General features: G+C 37.0%; 15 protein-coding genes and 4 tRNA genes. 8 read left to right on the top strand and 11 right to left on the bottom strand.

Going from position 1 to position 21,002, the window contains the following annotated elements; genetic code table 11:
- Positions 1 to 143 precede the first annotated feature (143 nt).
- Positions 144 to 1,295 (top strand): NlpC/P60 family protein, encoded by a 1,152-nt coding sequence (locus MVE01_RS05710; RefSeq protein WP_472561210.1) that lies wholly within the window; start codon positions 144 to 146, stop codon positions 1,293 to 1,295.
- A gap of 45 nt (positions 1,296 to 1,340) precedes the next feature.
- Here the strand turns inward: MVE01_RS05710 and ilvD are convergent, their stop codons facing one another.
- Positions 1,341 to 3,029: a dihydroxy-acid dehydratase gene (gene ilvD, locus MVE01_RS05705; RefSeq protein ID WP_472561209.1), complete on the bottom strand. Its 1,689-nt coding sequence runs from the start codon at positions 3,027 to 3,029 to the stop codon at positions 1,341 to 1,343.
- 119 nt (positions 3,030 to 3,148) lie between these two features.
- On the opposite strand from ilvD, the gene MVE01_RS05700 reads away from it, so the two are divergent.
- The 6 genes from MVE01_RS05700 (at position 3,149) to MVE01_RS05675 (ending at position 5,263) form a co-directional block, all read left to right on the top strand.
- A tRNA-Gly gene (locus MVE01_RS05700) sits at positions 3,149 to 3,223 on the top strand.
- Positions 3,224 to 3,310: 87 nt separating this feature from the next.
- Positions 3,311 to 3,397 (top strand) — tRNA-Leu (locus tag MVE01_RS05695).
- Between the two features lie 9 nt (positions 3,398 to 3,406).
- Positions 3,407 to 3,482 (top strand) — tRNA-Cys (locus tag MVE01_RS05690).
- 53 nt (positions 3,483 to 3,535) lie between these two features.
- Positions 3,536 to 3,623, top strand: a tRNA-Ser gene (locus MVE01_RS05685).
- Between the two features lie 192 nt (positions 3,624 to 3,815).
- Entirely contained in the window at positions 3,816 to 4,427 is a 612-nt protein-coding gene (locus MVE01_RS05680; RefSeq protein ID WP_472561208.1) for a gamma-glutamylcyclotransferase family protein, read from the top strand.
- Positions 4,427 to 5,263 carry a hypothetical protein gene (locus tag MVE01_RS05675; protein ID WP_472561207.1) on the top strand — a complete coding sequence of 279 codons (837 nt, stop codon included), beginning with the start codon at positions 4,427 to 4,429 and terminating at the stop codon, positions 5,261 to 5,263. The genes MVE01_RS05680 and MVE01_RS05675 overlap by 1 nt, the downstream gene beginning before the upstream one ends.
- Positions 5,264 to 5,302: 39 nt before the next feature.
- Here MVE01_RS05675 and MVE01_RS05670 read toward each other — a convergent pair whose 3' ends face one another.
- From MVE01_RS05670 to MVE01_RS05640, 7 genes are all read right to left on the bottom strand, one after another.
- Positions 5,303 to 6,529, bottom strand: coding sequence for a hypothetical protein (locus MVE01_RS05670; protein WP_472561206.1), 1,227 nt, complete (start codon positions 6,527 to 6,529; stop codon positions 5,303 to 5,305).
- Positions 6,526 to 7,359: a hypothetical protein gene (locus MVE01_RS05665; RefSeq protein WP_472561205.1), complete on the bottom strand. Its 834-nt coding sequence runs from the start codon at positions 7,357 to 7,359 to the stop codon at positions 6,526 to 6,528. The genes MVE01_RS05670 and MVE01_RS05665 overlap by 4 nt, the downstream gene beginning before the upstream one ends.
- Positions 7,352 to 8,182, bottom strand: coding sequence for a hypothetical protein (locus MVE01_RS05660; RefSeq protein WP_472561204.1), 831 nt, complete (start codon positions 8,180 to 8,182; stop codon positions 7,352 to 7,354). Before MVE01_RS05660 ends, MVE01_RS05665 begins: the two co-directional genes overlap by 8 nt.
- Entirely contained in the window at positions 8,179 to 10,071 is a 1,893-nt protein-coding gene (locus MVE01_RS05655) for a hypothetical protein (protein WP_472561203.1), read from the bottom strand. Before MVE01_RS05655 ends, MVE01_RS05660 begins: the two co-directional genes overlap by 4 nt.
- A gap of 13 nt (positions 10,072 to 10,084) precedes the next feature.
- The gene (locus tag MVE01_RS05650) at positions 10,085 to 10,303 is read right to left on the bottom strand and encodes a hypothetical protein (protein WP_472561202.1); all 219 of its coding nucleotides are present in this window, start codon (positions 10,301 to 10,303) and stop codon (positions 10,085 to 10,087) included.
- A 418-nt stretch (positions 10,304 to 10,721) separates the two neighbouring features.
- The gene (locus MVE01_RS05645) at positions 10,722 to 11,576 is read right to left on the bottom strand and encodes a nucleotidyl transferase AbiEii/AbiGii toxin family protein (RefSeq protein ID WP_472561201.1); all 855 of its coding nucleotides are present in this window, start codon (positions 11,574 to 11,576) and stop codon (positions 10,722 to 10,724) included.
- Positions 11,570 to 12,223 (bottom strand): type IV toxin-antitoxin system AbiEi family antitoxin domain-containing protein, encoded by a 654-nt coding sequence (locus MVE01_RS05640; RefSeq protein ID WP_472561200.1) that lies wholly within the window; start codon positions 12,221 to 12,223, stop codon positions 11,570 to 11,572. The genes MVE01_RS05645 and MVE01_RS05640 overlap by 7 nt, the downstream gene beginning before the upstream one ends.
- Positions 12,224 to 12,843: 620 nt before the next feature.
- Here MVE01_RS05640 and MVE01_RS05635 point away from each other — a divergent pair.
- A complete protein-coding gene (locus MVE01_RS05635) occupies positions 12,844 to 13,767 on the top strand; it encodes a hypothetical protein (protein WP_472561199.1) in 924 nt (307 codons plus the stop codon).
- A 657-nt stretch (positions 13,768 to 14,424) separates the two neighbouring features.
- Here the strand turns inward: MVE01_RS05635 and MVE01_RS05630 are convergent.
- From MVE01_RS05630 to MVE01_RS05620, 3 genes are all read right to left on the bottom strand, one after another.
- Positions 14,425 to 14,715 (bottom strand): Hint domain-containing protein, encoded by a 291-nt coding sequence (locus tag MVE01_RS05630; protein WP_472561198.1) that lies wholly within the window; start codon positions 14,713 to 14,715, stop codon positions 14,425 to 14,427.
- A gap of 109 nt (positions 14,716 to 14,824) precedes the next feature.
- Positions 14,825 to 15,298, bottom strand: a complete 474-nt coding sequence (locus MVE01_RS05625; RefSeq protein WP_472561197.1) for a hypothetical protein — start codon at positions 15,296 to 15,298, stop codon at positions 14,825 to 14,827.
- A partial coding sequence (locus MVE01_RS05620) for a PKD domain-containing protein (protein ID WP_472561196.1) occupies positions 15,298 to 21,002 on the bottom strand: 5,705 nt, incomplete at its 5' end. The genes MVE01_RS05620 and MVE01_RS05625, both read right to left, overlap by 1 nt.

Genomic DNA, 21,002 nt, shown 5'->3' with positions numbered 1-21,002 from the left:
ATGCTTAAAAGTGTGTGTATAGCTTTAAGCCATATTTAAATTCACGTTTATTTTTGATTAATCAACTATCGTTACAATTACACATATTTTTTAGTATGGATTTTTATTATCCTGTCACTGTTTCAATTTATTAGGAGTATGCATTGAAAAAACTTTATACATTATTATTAACCTTGTCTCTTACTGCCGTAACAACCCATGCCGCCGTAAAGACAGTCAAACATACCATTAAAAATGGAGAGACTCTTTATACCATTGCACACAAGAACCATACCACGATAGAGGAAGTAAGAAAACTCAATGGACTTAAAAAAGGAGAAACACTTAAACTCGGAAGAGTATTGAAGGTTTCACAAAATACCTATTTCTCTGATAAAAAGAAAAACATAGTAAAAGTGACTAAGAAAAGTCAAAAAGTAAAAGTTGCCCAAAAAAATAAACAGAAAACCATACGTATAAAGAAGTCTGCCAAAATAGCGAAATATACGATCAAAAACGGAGATACACTTTTTACGATCGCCCATAAACACCATACAACTATTGCGGAAGTTAAAAAAGCCAATGGATTGAAAAGAGGAGAAAGACTTAAACTCGGAAGAGTACTGAAAGTTCCCAAAAATACCTATTTCCCGAATAAAAAGAAAGAAGTAACAGCAGAAATAACGAAGAAAAAACTTAAAATTGCAGCTATTTCAAAAAATAAAAAGAAATTTCTCAAAGCAAAAAAAAGTGTAAAAAAATCAGTAAAGAACAAAAGATCCAACAGAATACTCCGAACAGCGATCAACAGACATGCAATATCAATGCCAAGCAAACGTATTAAAAGACGGTTACGTACAAAATATACGATGGATGATATCTTTTTTAAAGCAGCACAGCCAAATATCGGCTTTTCTAAAATGAATGCAAAACCGACAAAGATCACAAAACTGGCAAAGAAGAAGTTGGGGAAAAGGTATGTTTGGGGTGCAACAGGAAGCAATAATACATTTGATTGTTCAGGATTGACGACCTATGTCTATAAAAAGAACGGAATCAATCTGCCAAGAAGAGCAATCGCTCAGTCAAAAGTAGGTAAACGTATTGCAAGAAGCCAGCTAAGACCTGGAGATCTTATCTTTTTTGATACCTCTAAAGGACATAGAGGCTATGTGAACCATGTAGGTATCTACATCGGGAACGGAAAATTCATTCATGCAAGTTCAGCAAAGAAAAAAGTCATTATAACGAGCTTGAGTAAACCGTTCTATTCCCATAGATTCAAAGTGGCAAGAAGATTTGCCTCTGCATCGTAAAATCACTTATCTCTATATAAAATAGTGAGCTTCATTGAGAAGCTCCTATTCTGCTTCCAATACCGCTCCATTGCTCGCATTGGTAACTAATGCTCTATACTGTCTTAACCATTTACTCTTTAATGGTTTGACAAACGGCTTAAAATTTGCTCTTCTCTTTGCAATCTCTTCATCGCTGATGTTTGCCTGTAAGATATATTTGTCTACATCAAGATGGATCTCATCCCCATCTTCCAGTAATCCTATAAGACCACCTTCTGCCGCTTCAGGACTTACGTGCCCGATACTGGCTCCTCTTGTAGCTCCGGAGAATCGTCCATCGGTAATAAGTGCTACATCATCTCCAAGACCCATACCCATGATCAGAGAGGTAGGAGAGAGCATCTCCTGCATTCCGGGACCGCCCCGAGGACCTTCATAGCGTATTACTACCACATTTCCTGCTTTTACTTTTCCTCCGATGATCCCCTTGATAGCTTCATCCTGAGAATTAAAACATACTGCTGTCCCGGTAAAGGCTCTGTCTCCTGTGATCCCAGCTGTTTTAATGACGGCACCCTGTTCTGCAAGATTTCCGTAAAGAATTGCAAGTCCACCTACTTTGGAGTAGGGATTGTCGATCGTATGAATGATGTGGGTATCTAAGATCTTTGCATCTTTTACTTTTTCATACAGTGTTTCACCGCTAATACTGAGGTTATCAAGTAAAATATTATCTCCGCGTTTCATCATTTCATGCATGACCGCATTCACCCCGCCGGCTTTGTTAATATCTTCCATATGTACGGTTGTCAACGATGGAGAGATCTTGGCAATATGTGAAACACGCTTGGAGATAGCATTAATATCTTTGAGATTAAAATCAACTTCTGCCTCTTTTGCAATGGCAAGCATATGCAGTACAGTATTGGAAGATCCGCCCATAGCCATATCGACTGCAAATGCATTACGTACGGCATTTTCGTCCAGGATGTTTCGCATGCGGAACTTTTCACGCTCTGCTGCTTCAGATTTCGCGATCTCACAGATGCGTCTTGCGGCTTTTTTGTAAAGTTCCGTCCTCTCAGGAGTCAATGCAAGAATGGTACCGTTCCCAGGAAGGGCAATTCCCATTGCTTCCATGAGTGTATTCATGGAATTTGCTGTAAACATCCCTGAACATGAACCCCCACTTGGACAAGCATTGCATTCCATTTCAGTCAGCGTCTCTTCAGTGATCTCTCCGGCTTCATATTCTCCGACACCTTCAAAAACTGTTGCAAGATCAATAGGTGTGCCGTCATTCATGTGCCCGGCAGCCATCGGTCCACCACTTACAAATACAGTAGGTACATTCACACGCAACGCACCCATGATCATACCCGGAACGATCTTGTCACAGTTGGGAATAGCGATCATCGCATCCAGTTTATGAGCATTCATGACCGTCTCTATGGAGTTGGCGATGATCTCACGACTTGGCAGAGAGTAGAGCATACCATCGTGCCCCATGGCGATCCCGTCATCTACACCGATCGTGTTGAATTCAAAAGGTACACACCCGTTGGCGCGGATCTCTTCTTTGATCACTTCCGCTACTTTATTTAAGAAAAAATGTCCCGGAATTATTTCTATAAATGAGTTTGCCACACCAATAAACGGTTTTGCAAAATCTTCATCTTTTACGCCTGTTGCACGGAGCAAAGATCGATGTGGAGCTCTGGAAAACCCCTGTTTTATCTCGTCACTTCTCATTGTTTTGAGCCTTTAATTATGGTTTTTGGGATTATAGCACAAATACTATTTACTTTTAAAAAAAAATTAGCTATAATCGCACTCCAATTTTAGGTTATTTTCTTTAATTGTATGGATATGCGGGCGTAGCTCATCGGTAGAGCATAACCTTGCCAAGGTTGGGGTAGAGGGTTCGATTCCCTTCGCCCGCTCCATGAACAACAGTATCTTCTTGGTAAAATCATTGAATTTTATAGAAATATGAAGAGTTTACCTTTTAAAATAAGTTTGGTACCAAATAAGCCCGGGTGGTGGAATGGTAGACACAGGGGACTTAAAATCCCCCGGTCATTGCGACCGTGCCGGTTCAAGTCCGGCTCCGGGTACCACCAAAATATGGAGCCATCGCCAAGTTGGTAAGGCCGTAGATTGCAAATCTGCTATTCACCAGTTCGAGTCTGGTTGGCTCCTCCATAATAAACTGGATTTTATTTTTTTTGGATAGAATTCTATTTCTACTACATTGTCGGGAGATGTCGGAGCGGTTGAACGTGCCGGTCTTGAAAACCGGTGAGGGTAATACCTCCGGGGGTTCGAATCCCCCTCTCCCGGCCATCATTTTTAAACAATCCAAACTAAGTCCCAATACAGCGTAACTTGAGAGCATTTAAGCTATTTTACTATACTCGTTCTCCCCACATATTCCCCCCCCACCAAAGTACAATCCAGAGCATCGAGTGAAATATCGTGACAAAAATATAAAAAAATGCTATAATATTGTCACGATACTATAAAGGATAAAGTACTATGGATAAGTACATAGACAAGATCGAACGAAAAATAAATAAACTTTCTATAAATACTGTAGTGCCTTTTTCCAGGGTAAAAACAAAAGATATCTCAACAGATACGCTTAGAAAGATACTGCACCGCCTTCATGATAGAGGGATCATTACGATCACTGGACGAGGAGAGTTTAAGCGGATCGAGCCTTTTAGAGAGATGCTTTTTGTTTACGGCTCCCTCAAAAAAGGCTTTGATAACCATCATCTGTTAAGTAAACATGCCAAAAGGATCGGTAAAGCTATTACTGTGAGTAAGTTTGGGATGTTTGAGGACAGTTTCGGGAACTATCCTTATTTGATCCCTGTACCACAAATGAGGATACATGGAGAGCTCTACGAGATACACCGAAAAGAGCTTTTAGAGAAACTTGATAGGTTTGAAGGCTATCCTGATTACTACGAGAGAAAAAAGATCCTTGTAAAGACGCATAGAGGCACGGTAAGAGCATTTGTATATATACAGCCTCACACTGCTATACCACAGGGACAAAAACCGCTTAGAGAGTGGAAAGCAGATACAGATTATAAAGTAAAGCAGCTTGAGGATTATCTTGAGACTGCGATAGGGGCATAATGAAATATATTTTAGAGGGGACAACAAAACGCTATCAAGGTAACGGTAGTTGTAAATACCAAAGTTTTACGCCAAAAAAAGATGATTTTTGTCGTTATGGGTGCGAATTTGAGTTTTATATAGATACAGAACAGTATCTTTTCTCAGATGTGATCGGTACTCTAGCAAAAGCTCTTTATGAACTTACTTCTGCGGATATTTTGGTAGATGAGATATCTATCCCTCATGCAGCAGATAAAAACCACTGTATGCAGATCAAGCCAGATATTTCACTAGAAGATCATGGAGTAGAGATATCGGTGCCTATTTCTACCAAAGAGGGGATACTCCACTATATTCAAAAGATCCTGCCTCTGATAGAGCAATATGGCTATACCAATGAAGAGACAGGTTTTCACATCCACATGAGTACGCTTGGTAGTAGCCATATAGATTTTTACCGTTTTATGCTTTTGTGTGAGGATGCAGGGTTGCTCTCTGCATGGAAACCAAGGATCGGTTATTCTCAAAATGTCATGGATATCCTCACCTCTCATACAAAACAGGAAGCCAGGATCATCAAAACCAAAAAAGGCACCATCTGGAACCTTGAGAGGATTGATCCTCATCATATAGAGATCAAATCCATCGGTGGGACGGATTACCACAAAGAAACAGAGCGTCTTATGAGAGAGTTTGAAAACTATACTGATTATTTTTCTCAGGCTCTAGGAGAAATGACAGCAGAGCATAAGAGATTACTTAAAAATCACAAACAAATGCTTGATAGCTTGGATAAAGAAGCCAAAGGGAGATTTGCTTCGGCTCTTATTGAGGCTGGGATATTGGATAGTTAAATTTGAATATATTTTCTTAAATTGTGGGGTTAAGATTACTTAATCAGTACAATTGCAGGGTAAACTATTTTCAATAATATCTGGGTTATCACGGTTTTTTATAACCTCATATGAAAGTTTTTTCCCTACTCCAAAGAAATTAATAAAAGGGTGTTCTGTTGTTGTAGTTTCTCTCCCCTCGGCTTTTAGATCTCTTTGATATTTTCGTTCAATTTCAATCCACCAATCAATATTTTCAGGTACTAATTCATTGGTAGTTTCTTCTATGCTAGCCAGTTTTGCTCCACCTTTCATAAAGCAATAAACACAATTTCCAAGACTACCATCATAGGGTAATCCTAAATCCCATTCCTGTTGATCCCAAAAATCTTTAACATCACTTTGAGTAATACCGTATTCAACCATAGGAGCATATATATGTTCATTTTTTTCACGAAGATATGCAACAGATATTTTATTATTGTCCTCTTCATCAATTCTTTTCTTCATTTTTTCTAATCTTAATGGTTCGTCGGCTCTAAAACCTATGAAACTGCAATATTCTATTGAACCATCTTTAGAGTATAAGGATTTATTTTCTATATTTACTGCGGTATAATCTTTGAAATTTTGTTCATCTCGATAAAAAGGTCGTTGAAGACAATACTCTTTTTTTTCTAAATAAATTTCCTTAGGAACACTTCCCCCATGTTTCAAATGTTTTTCATACAATAAATCTCTATCAATTCGACTTTCTCTACCATAATGACCTAATCTAGCTAAAGGAAGATTGAACTCTTTAAATGTAAACCAGTCATTTAAAAAGTTGACTGTTGTATCCATCTTCATGTTTTTTGTACAAGTTCGACCACTTAATAAACTAGGTAGATAGCCTTGCCATGAAATTAATTCTTCAAAAACTTCACCTTTTGTATGATAGCCATGAGGATTATCTTTTGAATATGGTTTATCATTTACAAGTTTGTATGTAGAAAATCTATCATAAATACCATTCTTACTGTCTTCGTATGTTTGAAATTCAGTTAAGAAGAAAGGGATATTATATTGCTCTTCACATCTTCGTTTGCATTCAATGACAAATTCATAAGTCTTATGGTGTTCTGCAGACGTGTTATTAAATATAATAACATCGCCTCGATTAGCATCAAGCATATTATTTTCAAGCATTGTAAATAGTAATGCACCACTTGATCGTCCGCCTGAGAACTTTACAACATGAGAAAGTTTAGAATGATATTCTTTAGTGTAATAATGACTTAAGTTCACGTAACCAAACTTTCAATGATTTTTTTGTTTTCTTCAGCGTTTAATGCTCCCATAGATCTCCATGATGATTCAATACCTATTTTTCCCATAACTTTTTTAAAAGCAGTTCCTGTAGTTTTTTTATTTATGATATATAACATTAAAGCATTCCTTATTGTTATATCAGCAATAATCGTTAATCGACCCTTCATATTTAATATGAAGTGAGTATAGTGGTCTTTATAATTAAAAAAGAATTGAATTATATCTTTTTCTTCCAAAGAAGTAGTTTTTGAAATTTCTTTTGCAAGGTAAATTTTCCACCATGCAATAGCAAAAGGTATGTCTTGATATACTCCATTTCCTCGACGCTCTTTAATATTCCCAAATGTTCGTCGAAGAATTGCTCTGCAAACCTCAAAAAGTTTATTATCATTACCTTTTTGTGCTAATCTTAATGCTTCGTGAATATTCTTTTTGCCGTCTCTACTTTTATCAAGGAATGCTAAATAATGTGGGTGAATTATATCATTTTCAATAGCTTGATAAGTAATTGAAAGCCATTTTATTGGATTTTTAGCCTCTTGAGGGGTAAAATTTGCTTTATCTAATGTACTCCAAAGAGCAGGGTAGTGATATTGATAATGGGGTTGCTGAAATTCATTTTCGGATAGTCTCTCTTGAAAACTTGAAAAATCTACTTCACTTTTTAGGTCTACTGGATCAAAGTAGTTTGAAAGATATTCAAGGAATTTATTTTTGTCTAAAGCCGACTCTAGTAATCTAATAGATTCTACTCTGTTTTCAGTAATGTTTTTTAGTCTGTTTAAACCATTGTTTAGATCATTCATTTTCTTCCTCCAGTTTTATATTGTGTCTCAAGAAATAACATGCAACTTGATTTGCATTAAAATCATCTTCTGACCATGTTTTAATACCTTTATTTTCTAAGTCAGATTTGATACCTTTGAAGTTAGTTAATTCACTATCATCTTCTTTAAAATCTTTAGCTAAATTCATAAAGCCAATACATAACATATGAATAACTAAACTTCTGAGATGTGAATTATCTCTAGAGAGTTGTTTTATTTTGTCATAAAGTTCCGGTTGTACATTAGCCATGAACCTACCTCCCTCTTCAGAAATAACATCAACATCAAATCCATACTTAATTGTATCATCCCGTCTAATAGTAAGTAAGTCACTTGCTGTACTTTCAAGTTCTCTCCAATCGTCCCTAGCTAATATAGCTCCCTTTTTTAATTCAATAGTAATACCATCCCAAAAATCATCTAAGCCCATTGTTTCAGAATTTAATGTTATTTTTTTATTTTCTCCAATATAAACAATGCTAGATAAGAAGTTCTGTGTTTCTAGTGTTGTTTTTAAGGGTACTTCTTGCCAAATCTTTACGGGTGATTTTGATTCTAAAATAGAATCAATGGTTTCTCTATACATTGTAGACTTTTGAACAACGGTAGTTACAAACTTTGCCTCATTACTTCTTAAAAATTGTGAAATTAAATTATCACCCTTGAGATGATGTTCAAAAATAATATAGTTTGACTTAGAATCATTTTTTATTTGTTCTATTTCATAGATAGAATCATCTTTATAGTCAAACTTACCTTTTTCTAAAACAGGAAAGGAGTGAGAATTTGTTAGGTTATTCATTTATTATCCTTTTTTAATGCACTATTTAAAAATTCATAATCAATTGTATAGTCACCTTTCACATCGGTTTCATAATTAACACTTAATTCAACAATTGTATCTTTGTCAACCTTTCCTACATCTACGGTGTCATTGTGGATAACTTTACAGGTTTTTCCACTATTTGAGGCTTTTGTGATTGTAAGTCTTGGAGTCATAGTTAGTTTATCACATGATGGATCTGTACCGTCTTCCAATCTTAAAGCAATTAATAAATTAGTTGCATTTTTTTCGACTACAAATTTTAATTTTGCTTCTTTTGATTTTGTATTGTGAAATGCACTTAGTCTACCAATTTCAAAAGGGTTTCCTTTTCTCGGATTAGGATTTGGTGGATTTGGATTTGGTGGACTAGGCTTTAGGTCATTAGGATCAAAAGGAGTATCTTCACCCTGACTATCTTTTTCAGTTGGTTTTGTTTTTGGTTTAATAGGAATAGATTTAGTTTTGTTAGATTTTCTTTTTTGATCCTTTTTTGATTTTGAGTCTCCTATCATTGTAATTGCTAATTCAGGGATTTCATACTCAAAAGAATCATAATCATTTTTCTCAACATTATTTTCTAAAAAATCTTTTATCTCTGCTAAGGCATTAGAGAACCTAGCTCTTTTTTCTTTTCCTTCTTTATCGTTTGAAAATCTATTTAATTGTAGATTATCATGAGAGTTACTTTCTGCTCTTCTAACAAGTGCTGAAAACTTTGTACTTTTTTGTGCAAGTATTAATGCATTAAATGTTTTATTCGTTGGAAAACTGGTTTTATATAGTGGACTGGGTAGAGCATCATTAATCCACATACCATTTCTACATATTGCTAATTTGGTACTACTTTCAGATAAATCAAAATATATTTTTACTTCACCCTCTAAGGTAGGGATTGTTTCACATCTGCCATTTCTTAACAAATCATAAAATTGCTTTGCGAGGTTATAGCTTGGCTTACTTTTTTCATCTTTAGTATCTAGAAATATATCATCTAAAGTTTTGGCATTAATTTGAACATTCTTATTACTTGTAGCTATCTCGACCTCTAGATGATTTTCATATATTGCTGCATAAAAGTTTCTAACTATGGAACTTGATATTAACTGGATAACTTTATCAAGGCTATTATCATTACCAAAGAAGTTAAACCCCAGAACTCCAACAACTGCACCACTATTTTCAATAGTATCGAGTTGTGAACTAATGATGTTAGGTATATTGTTGTCTTTATAAAAAATATCATTTTTAATCTCTACAGACTTATCGTTTGTTAACAATAAACCTGTTGCTGATTTTAAATCATCATTATCTGTATATGTTCTAAGAAGAGCTTGCCCTGAACAAAGCTTTGATCCATCATTAAATTTACCTCCGTATATGATATATCTTAAGTCAGACATATTGAAGACAGAGAAGTGACCATTACCATATGAACCACCAGAGTCATTAGGGTTGTCTTTATCACTAATACCATCACTTAAAATAGCAACTAATTTATTTTGAGTAAACCCAACTCCATTATCAATAACATATAATACAGGAATCTTTTCTTTTTTTAATTGTTCTTTGATAGTATTTAAAATATCTCTTTCTTGCTCTTTTTTACGTAGGTCTTCTTTCTCAATAAGGCTTATTGCATGTTCGTATTCTTTAATACCAGGAATATCACTTTTAGATATATAGTCAATTATAAACTTTACTTTGGCAGTTGGTTCACCTGCTTCGTTAATAGCTGAATCATAGGAGTTTTGTAGAATTTCCCTTACTATTGTCGAACTGCTCCTATCATTAGAAGCAGAAATTGAAGCATTGGTAAATCCACTTTGAATACGTTCAGAACTAAAAATTAATTGATGATCGTTCATTCTTTTCCCTTTTTTATAATTTAAATTCAAATAAATCACCTTTGGTAGATGATTCAAATCTTTTTTTAACATTTTTTACAGCATCTTCTAATGATGCTATAATTTTTTTCACCTCTTTATCGGTGTACTCGTAATTATTCCTATTGCTCAAGTTACCAATCAAATAAATAGAGTGCAAGGCTTTACCCATGCGTTTTTCTGCAAGTTCTTTGAATTTTTCTTTTTTATCCAACCTGAAACTCCTTCTTAAAAATTATGCATTATGTAATATAGTATATTAAATGTAAATATCTTCTTAATATATACTATATTTGTAATATATAGTACATATATAAATAAAATATAATAAATATATCCTTTATTTAATGTATTATTTTCACATATATAAAGATTAAGGTTAAATAACCTGAAATAGTAATGTGATGTTACCTTTTGTTGAGAATCCTTCAGGATGCGAATAAATCTCAGGACGCAGATTGCAGGCAAAAATTATTTTTTGTCGGATATATGCCTATCCTGCCTTTTAACTCCAATGATAAAACCATGTCAAACATGGCAAAACCTTGTCATTTTGGACTAAAATAAATAAGTGCAAGGTTATGCTAAACTGCTGTCAAGTTGAACTAAAGTTCTACAAAACAGTAAGGGAATTAAGATATCTTCACCATCTTAGCCAATGACATAAAATACTCGGTCGACCAGATATCGAGTACCTGGTCATCTTTGATAAAACGTCTAATATCTACTTTTACCATCTCTATATCCAAAGTCTTTATTTTCTCTTCGAGTAATTGAAAAAGAGACTCTTTTGTAAAAGAGGTGTCTGCATCCAGGTTTCCACTCTCTTTAGCCCTGGTAGTTAAATGCTTCAGGTTGAGTGCATAGCCATTTTTAACATACCATTCAAAGTCATACCAGTCTCTTCCTTTGACGCGTTGTTTCCATGCTCTAAAAAGCAAAGCATGCATCTTGCCTGCGAACAGGTCTTCTATTACATAACATTGTGTATAAAATGAAAAAGGCTGCAGGAGCAATTTGCTTTCAGTATTGAAGCCAGGAGGAGGATTGGTATCTACCTCAAACTTGATCTTGATCTGCTGCTTGATGGGTGCATTGTTCAAAAGTTTCTTTGTATCCAAAGAGAGAGTGTGTATCATCGTACCGCTTTTTAAAAAAGCTGACTCTATAGGAGTAGTGCCACGCTTCTTCTTTTGTGTGATGTCAATATCTATACCCAAAGATTCAAACTCTTTTTTTAGTGCTTTAAAATAAGGTTCAAGTGTAAAATTTTTATCAGGTGCAAGGAGTGAAAAATCTAGATCTTCAGAATATCTGTCCAAGCCATAAAATATTCTCAGGCAGGTTCCGCCATAAAAGGCAGCCTTGTCAAAAAACCCTCCTCTGTAAAGTCCTGCCAAGGCAATTTCCTGCAGTACTTCTCGTAATGCATTGTAGTAGTCATTGGCATTTTCAATGGGGTATCTTTTAAGCATAGTCTCTAACATTTGTTTTCCTGTTCCTTCTGTATTACTTTATGCAGTAGCTCCAAAAGCTTTACTTTGTGATCGCAAGCCATACACGCTTCAATTATTTCCAAATTAAAATTACACAGATCACTAAGCTCTATACGCAGGTCTTCCTCAAGATAGACATGCATCGCTTTTTGTGAGCGAATAGCCAGTTTTTTTGTAAACAGGAGTTTGTCACAAAGTGCTTTCTCTTTTGAGGCCATCATATAATAGATCCCATCACTGCTCTGCCGAGTATCAAGTCCAATGCCATAGAGGCAGGCAGATGTTTTGATATAGGTATACCGTCCTAGAGGTGTAGCAAATGATCTTACTTGCTTTGTTGTCATGGAAGTGACTTCATACACCCGTTCAGGGATCAGTCCGTAATAGGACAGAGCATAATCCATAGAGATATACGAAGGTCCATAAAGCAGGTTCGCTACCAGTTCCACGGAGGGCTTGGCATTGCTGTATATCTCATCTACTACATACAACCCTCTTCTAAGACGAATGATCTCACCCTTTTTGACCATTTGTTTTATCTTGTCTTCCGGGTTCCTGTAGTCTTTCAGTAATGCCAATAGTACAGCATGTGTAAAAGGTACGGCTTTTAATTTTTTAAGTGCTCTGATCAATTCCATGACAAATTATATCATATTTTATATAGATATGATGATTATTTCATGTTTTCTGTATAAAATAAAGCATTCCAGCCATCTTCATTTGGTTCTGTATCGCTGTGATAATATACTATTTTTACCAAAAAAGCAAAAATTAAATTTACTAAAACAGGTGCTAAAATCATAAAATGGATTGAATAGTGAGAGTTGTTTTGTAAACCACAATGTAAACTTTTGTAAATTGTACTGTAAAGTGATAAAAATCCAAAACATCACTTTACATCTACAGCTCCTCTAATACTTATATTCGTAAAACACACAAGCAGATATGGAAACGGGGAACTTTCTAAAATGTCTATTGAAACTTTTTGAGTCACTCTTCTCTTTACATCCAGAAACTGTTATGCTGGTACTTTCAAACTTACTCTTTTCCAAGAGTCGATACAGGGCTGGGTATCGTAAAAATGCAGGTACAAAGTAGTAAAAAGTTCTCACACTTCTACTTGGTACTACAACAGTGAAAACCTTTCATTGAAAGGTCTCTGTAGCGTACATTGTCCGCACAGTAACTTGGGATGCTACAAGGTAAAAAAAGCAGAATGACTCAACGAAAAAACCACCCAATAAGGGACAAATAAACCATGAGAGGATCTGTATATTATCAAACAGGGCAACTAACAAAAGCGATCTTCGTAGAAGGTGCAAAGAAATATCAACGTATAGATTCGAAACATCCATATTATCAATGTGTGGCATCATTTCAGACCATGGAGACATACAGAAATGTATGGAACAATCTGGGTAACTACCTTAAAGAACACTGGAAGCTCAAAGATTTTGAGAAAATCACAGCAGAACATATTCATGCATATATCTCTTACAAGATAGAGTATTATCCCTCCCGACAATACCTGGAGAAGATTGTTGCGGCTATTGGAAAATTAGAATGGGCATTACGTTATTTTTGCAGACTGATGCATGGTGAAGATCGAATATATAACTTTTCAATATCCCATCAGCTTTTACATTATGCCCGTGTACAAAACATGCTTGCAAATGGGTATCATAACAGGGTTTACCCTCACCCCGAAAGACTTATAAACAGTCTCTCAAGCACTAAACATATAATAGCGGCATATATACAATTTTATGGTGGAGCAAGAGCAGAAGGTGTTACACGCATCTACAAAGAACAACTCATGGATTTGCGTATGGATGAAATTGAAGATAAGCTTGTTGGGGTAATTGAGACCAAAGAGAAAGGTGGGAAGATTGGAGATATTCTTGTACCTGTTTGGCTCTATGAGGAACTTGATAGGTATTTGGAGTGTCATCCTATTTTTAAAATAAATTATCAAGAGTATGCAGATGATATCCGTCAATGTTGTTTGAGGTTGGATATGACACCACAGGGGACCCATGGATTCCGTTGGACCTTTGCACAAAATCGTGTTCGAGCCTACCAGGAAGCAGGCTACAGTTACGAGCAGGCTCTACAGGGAGTAAGTTGGGAGATGAAACATTTTAGGGCAGATATTACAGAGCATTACCTGGGAAACCAATAGTAGGTGATATATCATCAGCAAAATATGATACTATTTAGTCTGAAATACTATTTAATTTCCATATGGTATACCCCAGCATTACAACAAGAGCTATGAGCATTGTGGCTACAATAAATATATGCATTATAGTTTCTCCAGTTTTTTGATTTCTTTTGCTATTATCGTGACTATAATCATTATACCAAAAAATAATACTATCAAAGTGGTATAGAAAGCGGTTATACTTGGTCTATACGTATCCATTATGAGGACTCCTTTTAGTTTAAAATATACGAAATAGCCCTATCACATGTGGCTTTAAAATACCCTCCTCTTCAAAACTCCATTTTAAGCGAAAAAATGGGCACGATTTTGGTCACGCAAACTACTACGAAATATGATATGCAACTTTTTTAGTTGCTAACTGGTACATATTTGCTCTGCGTTGTGGTATCCATACGTAGTTGTGTTGCCGTTGGTATATTCTATTACCAACGGTTGGTGTTGGTTATTGCAGGTGATCTGGCGTGGGATGTTGGTAAAAAGGTTGAGAGCGAGAAGTAAGAGAGTGAAGATATGTTTCATGGCTTACCTCTCCTTTTTTGTTTATTTTAGCGAAGATTTTACTACGATTACGTTCACCTGACACCTTATTTTTTAGTGGTTTGTTACCTGACCCTAAAGTTGTAGGGTGATGTCGGTTAATGTCTTATTACCTTCTCCTCTTATAAGGTGCGTAACCTCTTGAAGTGATTTAGTTTGGTTAGCTTCATTGTATGCCCAGACTCTATCACCTATCTTGATATCTTCTATAGGTATGAGTCCTTGCTTGGTAGCTACAAGTGTTTGACCGTCGAAGCTGTTGTGGCATGCTTTGTTGCCTCTTGCATCATAGGTGTTTTGTGGGATATTGGCAAAGAGAGTGAGAGTAAGGAGCAGGAGGGTAAGAATGTGCCGTGTGTACTTCATCGCCTACTCTCCTTTTTGGATTATTTTAGCGTAGGTTGGCTTTTAGGTAGAGGGGTTATCCGATTACTTTTTCATTTCTTTTATTTGTGGTTTGTTACCCTAAGCTTTTTTAATAATAAGACAATAAATAGATATGATTATCATCAATAAAAATTAAGTTCAACTTATTAGGATCTGGTTTCCCCCACCTTGCAGCTTCTGATATTTTTTCAATCTTTAACTTTATATCATTGATGTTTTTCTCTAATAATTTTTCTTTAATATGTAACTTTGCATCCTCAGATGAAATATAATAAAGTGATTCATTGATGTTATAACCAGCATTTTCTAATTTATCCCAATCGTCCTTTTCCCATCTTGGAACCTTAGTATAATCTTCACTTTTAATTACTGTTTTTAGTAGAAACTCTTCTATGTTACAACTTGCATCTATTCTTTCATAAAAGATATCTATTCCGAATTCTTCATTGATTTGAATTTCATATAAAGTCATAGTACTCATGTCAATATTTTTATATTTATTTAAATATTCTCTGAGATTAAAAACTTTTGAACTTATAAGCTTATTGTTAGTATCCCACATTATATTCCTCCAATAACAGGATAAGCAAATGGCTGTTGTGTATTTCCACGCATGTGTACAGTAATTGAAATTCCGTTATATCGGTTATCTCCCAATATATCATTCAGTGGTATACTCATATCTCCACTACCTTGTTGCTTAGCACGAATATATGCTTTATTAATTGTACTTCGAACCATTCTCGGTGACCAAGAATTTGGAAACATTGTCGTAACCTTTTGTCGTCTTGCTTGTGAACCAACAGCTTGCATATTAAAACCTAATTCATAAAACCCATGTTTACGCCGAAAAACTCTATAAGGATATACTCCCCTTGGCAATATACCCGCTGGAGCATGATGTAGTCCTTTTATTCTACGATTTTCAACATATGGATTATAAATATGATCCCATGTATCATTACCAGGTATCACACACCCAGCATTATGCCCCAAAACCCTACCAACACCCACAAAGTAAGTGTGGTCGTTAGCAACTGTAAGATTATACACTATTGCATTTTGACTGTAGCTTTTGAGTGATGATATGGTAGTGTTTTTCTCTTGAATATTAAAGAGTATATCATCAAGAGTAAGTTGGCTTGCCTCTGTCCAGTTATGGTCTGCTACTTCCCAGAATGGGTGGTTGGCTGTAGCTGTAATAACCTCACCACTATCTAATTTTATATCGGTTAAGGTTTTATTGCCTTCGCCTCTTATTAGGTGGGTTACCTCTTGAAGAGACTTGGTTTGGTTTGTTTCATTGTATGCCCAAACTCTGTCTCCTATTTTTATATCTTCTATAGGCACAAGTCCTTTTTCGGTAGCCACAAGGGTTTGACCGTCAAAACTGTTTTTACACGCTTTTTGCAACTTAGGGCTAAATCGCATCATAAGCCTAAGCCCTACAGCAGTCCCAGCAAGTGCAGGCAAACTCACAAAGTCCGTCACACTGTCATACTTCACTCCATTGATAAGCCCAAGAAGTATCTCCACAGACTTTGTCCAGCCTGTTATCTGTCCTTCTCTAAGTGTATTGGCTATACCCATTGCCATCGTATGGTCCAGCATAGAAAAATGCCCTGTTGGGTCAGTGAACATCACTGGATTGGCATTGGCATACAAGTATTTATGAAGGCTTACAGGGTCTGCCTGTGAGCCTTGGTAGCTGTCCATTTGGGTAAAGCGTCCAGTCGTTGGTGCGTAGTATCTGGCTCTGAGGTAGTACTGCTTGCTCTCTTCATCTTGCTGTTCTCCTGTGTAGAGGTAGTGGTTTGTTGTGTTTCCCTCTTTGTTTAGCAGTTTTCCAAAGGCTTCGTAGTCGTAGCTGTCTGTAAATGCTCCTGTACTGTCTGAGAGGTATCTGGCACTTCCTAAACCATCGTAGTGGTAGGTGGTGGTTTTGTTATCTCTTGTTTGGCTTAGGAGGTCGGAGCCGTAGGTATAGCTTACTGTTAGGGTGTCGTTTTCTGACTCTTGCAGTACCTGTGCGTAAGGCTGGTTGGAGTCTACCAGATACTGTGTGGTTATATCATTGACTGTTTTACTTGTACGTATGCCGTTACTGTCATAGGTGTAGCGTATGGTTTGGGTAGGGCTTATCTGTTCTATGAGTTGATTTTTGCTGTTGTATGTATAAGTGGTAGTCTCACCATCTAGTGTTTGAGTTAGCGTATTGCCATTGTCATCGTAGGTATAAGTAGTACCACCCTGTTTGGTAAGTCTGTCGTTGTCATCATAGGTGTATTGTGTGGTGACACCATCTATGATGCTTTGTACTCTGTTGCTTACAGCATCATAGCTATACGAAGCAGTATAGTCACCATTTTTTGAGTCTACGATGACTTCATTTGTAAGTCTTCCCAGGTTATCGTAAGTGTAAGTTGTGGTTTTAGCAAGTTCTGTTATCTGTGTACGTTCCCCTGTGGGGCTTAAAGTGTAGCTGAAGCTTGCTAGTGTTGTATCTTGGCTGTCTTGGTGTACTATATTGGTTAAGCGGTTAAGGGTGTTATAAGAGTAGAGAGCTTTTGTGCCATTGCTATGTATCACCTCTGTTTGGTTCCCTACTGCATCATAACTATAGCTTGTGACTTCGCCTGTGTTAGCGGTTACTGTTTTGAGACGGTTGAGGGCATCGTAGGTATAGGTCGTAGTGCTGATCTCTCCTAAGGCATTGGTCACCGTAAGGGTAAGGAGGTTTCCTGCACTGTCATAACTGTATGCCAGTGTAGCTCCAGTGGGTTGTGTCTCCAAAGTGAGTCTTCCCAGAACATCATACGCATACGTTGTGGTAGAGACATTCCCTTGTGGGTCTGTAACACTGACACTTTTTGTACGCCCTTGTGCATCATAAGCAAAGGTATCTAAGCTTCCATCTGCATAGTTTATACCAGTGATGCGGTCATTGATGTCATAACTGTAGGTACTCACCTGCCCATTAAAGTCTGTTCTACTGGCTACTCTTCCTTGTGCATCATAGCTTACGGTTTGAGTTTGTCCTAATGGGAGAATTCGGCTGATCTCGTTACCATATCTGTCATACTCCCATGAAGTAGTACGACCCAATGCATCTGTTTGGGTGAGTTTATCTCCTCTACTGTCATAGGTGAAGGTAGTTTTTTGTCCTAGCGCATCTGTTACCTCTATGAGGCGGTTGTATGTGTCATACTTGTAAGTGGTTGTGATGCCTTTTTGGTTGGTATGGCTTGTTTTGTTGCCCGAGATGTCATAGGTACTGGATTCTGTTGTACCATCATCGTAGGTTGTAAGTATCCTGTTATTTGTTGCATCATAAGTATATGCCATAGTATGCCCAAGTGCATCAGTAACACTAAGCATATTACCTTCTGCATCATAAGTATAAGTAGTCTTATTACCCAGTGCATCTGTGGTGCTAATCTTATTGCCTACTGCGTCATATTCGTAGGTAGTACTGTTACCTCTTTGGTCTGTTGTACTTATAACTCTCCCTGCAGCATCATACTCTGACGAGGTAGTGCTACCATCAGCGTAGGTAGTCTTAATGAGTCTATCTGCACCATCATACTCATAGCTTGTGATTTCACCCTCTTGATTTGTTTCAGAAAGTAGATTATCCATCGCATCATAGGTTTTAGACTCTGTGGTGCCGTCTGGGTAAGTGGTTTTAGTAAGCTTGTTGTGGTTGTTATATGTGTAGCGTGTGGTTCTGTTTTGGCCATCGGTGGTACTTACTTTGTTTCCTCTTGTGTCATACTCGTAGGTGGTGGTATTATTTAGCTCATCTGTGGTGCTTACTACGCGGTTGAAGGCATCGTAGGTGTTAGATGTACTAGTAGTTGTACCTTCTGCTGTGGTTGTAGTGGTAGTAAGTAGGTTCAGACTTTCATCATAGGTATAGGTGATTTTGGTACCGTCAGGTCTTGTTTCACTTGCCACTTTACCCGTAGATGACACATCACCGATATAAGAGATAAAACGGTTTTTATAGGTATATTTTGTTGTTTGATTATACTCATTGATACTCTCTATTTTATTACCAAACTTATCATACCAGTACGTAGTTTTTGCACCACTAGGAGTAGTTATATAACGAGGATTATTATAATCGTTGTAGATGATATTCAGGGTATTACCATTTTTATCGCTGCTGCTTGTCGGTGACTGTTTGTCATTGTAAGTCGTTGTTTCACTATGACCTAGTGCATCGGTTGTGCTGAGTAGGTTTCCTGCAGTATCGTAGCTATTGGTAATAGTATTACCTAACGGATCAGTGGTGGTAAGCTCTCTGCCTTTTGCATCATAGGTATGGGTAGTGGTCTCGCCCATAGGGTTGGTTTGGCTGAGTACATTGCCCTGATCATCATAGACAAAGACAGAGGTACGCCCTAGTTTATCTTTGACTATCTCCTCTTTTCCGTCTATATTATGTGTAAACTCTACCACATTGCCATCTGCATCTATAGTTTGTATGAGTCTACCACTAGCATCATATATGTTTTTAGTAAGTCTCAGTCCGCTTGGATCAAAATACTCTTCTAAAAGATGCCCTGCCTGGTAACGATACTCAGTCTTTTGTCCGAGTTGGTCTATGACGTAGTCAAGGTCATCATTCTGGTTATAGTGATAGGTGACTGACTTGCCTGCTAAGTCTGTAATTTTGGTAATCCTATCTTGGCTATCACGCTCAAAAGCAAGCGACTCACCACGGCTACTTAGTATTCCATCATGATTATAGGTAAGCGTGTCACCTCGTATATCTTTTATTTTTGTAATACCATGTTTTTGGCTTAGCTCATATACCATACCGTTTGGTAAAGTTAGACGATATGCTTCAGGATTGTATAACTCCAATGTTCTCCCATTGAAAAGTTCTCCTTTATTGTTTACCATAACACTATCTATAGGAGCATTTATAACCTCCAGTTTTGCTTCAGTACCATTTAGTGGGACAAGTATTGGTGCTTCATAAAAGCTACCTACAAAGTAGTGTCTACACTCATATTCAAACTTAAACTCAAAGCTCTCTGTCGTGCCATCTGGCAATGATACATTGACTATATGTTGTTTATCAGTCTTAAAACAAGAACCTATAAGTACATCTGGTGTAACTTTCCATGCCTTTCCAGGATGAATGCTCTCTTCTAGCTTCACGTTCTGGTAGTCTATACTCCACGCGTAAGTAAAGTCTAGCTTCTCAAACCTTTGTAATGTTGAGTATGTACGATTCACTTGTACAGGTATGCCCCCTACTTGGATATTAAAGTCGGTTACGGTGAAAGAGAAGTTTCCTATCTTGGCTTTGCCATCTATGATGACTTTCGTCGATGCATGGGCAGAGAGACCACTGGTATCTGTCACTTCTAAAGAGACATCGTATATACCATTTTTAAGAGTCGTAGCATCTAGTGTCGCAAGTACATCATCTGTGACAGAGTTGTTACTTTCTGCTATGAGTGTAAAGTCATTTTTACCTACTGGAGAGATGAGCACTCTATAGCCAGCGATATGCTTGTCACTTGCTGTTCCTATGATGTCTGTTTGCAATGTGACTACACTGTTACTGCTAGGTGAACTAATCACTGCCAGTGGAGGAGTAGTGTCATTGACAGGGCTTACAATGACTCTCATACTATCACTCGATACATTACCGTCATTGTCGGTAACTGTGAGATTGAGTGTATGTGTGCCTAAGCTAAAGTTTGACGTGCTAAATGTAGCTTGCGTTGAGAGTGTTGTGTTCCCCTCTTCCCACACATAAGAGACAATGTTTCCATTAGGATCAAAGCTGTTTGATCCATCAAGTGTCACCATCTCTCCAAGCTCAACATACTGGTCTTTACCTGCATCTGCTATAAGATCTGTGCCATTGGTGACACGCACAATCACATCATCACTCAGTGTCACTCCTGTAATATCGGTAGCACTCAGCGTAATGGTATGGACACCTAATGGTAAACTCTGCAACCATACAACTGGTGAGCTCCCTAGTACAGTACCATTTTCTGTCCATTCATATTTGATTATTTTATATTCTAGATTATACGTTTCACTTCCATCTAGGGTAACACTCTCTTGTGTTGTGATATTTTGGTCTACTCCTGCATTTACTATGAAGTTGTCTTTTGTAGAACCGAAGACGGAGACGAGGACATCATCACTTGCTGTCAATCCATAGGTATCTGTCACAGTGAGGGTAAGAGTATGTAGCCCTACAGTTTTCCCGATATAAGCTAAATTCCATGAAT

Origin of the sequence: Sulfurovum sp. (assembly GCA_026990595.1) — a bacterium.
GTDB lineage: Bacteria > Campylobacterota > Campylobacteria > Campylobacterales > Sulfurovaceae > Sulfurovum.
Note: the sequence above shows the minus strand (reverse complement) of the source record. Positions and strands in the feature narration are given on the sequence as shown.

Bases quoted from the DNA above. Each gene is read 5' to 3' on its own strand.
- ilvD (WP_472561209.1), bottom strand. From the start codon at position 3,029: ATGAGAAGTGACGAGATAAAACAGGGGTTTTCCAGAGCTCCACATCGA.
- MVE01_RS05680 (WP_472561208.1), top strand. From the start codon at position 3,816: ATGGATAAGTACATAGACAAGATCGAACGAAAAATAAATAAACTTTCT.
- MVE01_RS05675 (WP_472561207.1), top strand. From the start codon at position 4,427: ATGAAATATATTTTAGAGGGGACAACAAAACGCTATCAAGGTAACGGT.
- MVE01_RS05665 (WP_472561205.1), bottom strand. From the start codon at position 7,359: ATGAATGATCTAAACAATGGTTTAAACAGACTAAAAAACATTACTGAA.
- MVE01_RS05660 (WP_472561204.1), bottom strand. From the start codon at position 8,182: ATGAATAACCTAACAAATTCTCACTCCTTTCCTGTTTTAGAAAAAGGT.
- MVE01_RS05655 (WP_472561203.1), bottom strand. From the start codon at position 10,071: ATGAACGATCATCAATTAATTTTTAGTTCTGAACGTATTCAAAGTGGA.
- MVE01_RS05645 (WP_472561201.1), bottom strand. From the start codon at position 11,576: ATGTTAGAGACTATGCTTAAAAGATACCCCATTGAAAATGCCAATGAC.
- MVE01_RS05640 (WP_472561200.1), bottom strand. From the start codon at position 12,223: ATGGAATTGATCAGAGCACTTAAAAAATTAAAAGCCGTACCTTTTACA.
- MVE01_RS05635 (WP_472561199.1), top strand. From the start codon at position 12,844: ATGAGAGGATCTGTATATTATCAAACAGGGCAACTAACAAAAGCGATC.
- MVE01_RS05630 (WP_472561198.1), bottom strand. From the start codon at position 14,715: ATGAAGTACACACGGCACATTCTTACCCTCCTGCTCCTTACTCTCACT.
- MVE01_RS05625 (WP_472561197.1), bottom strand. From the start codon at position 15,298: ATGTGGGATACTAACAATAAGCTTATAAGTTCAAAAGTTTTTAATCTC.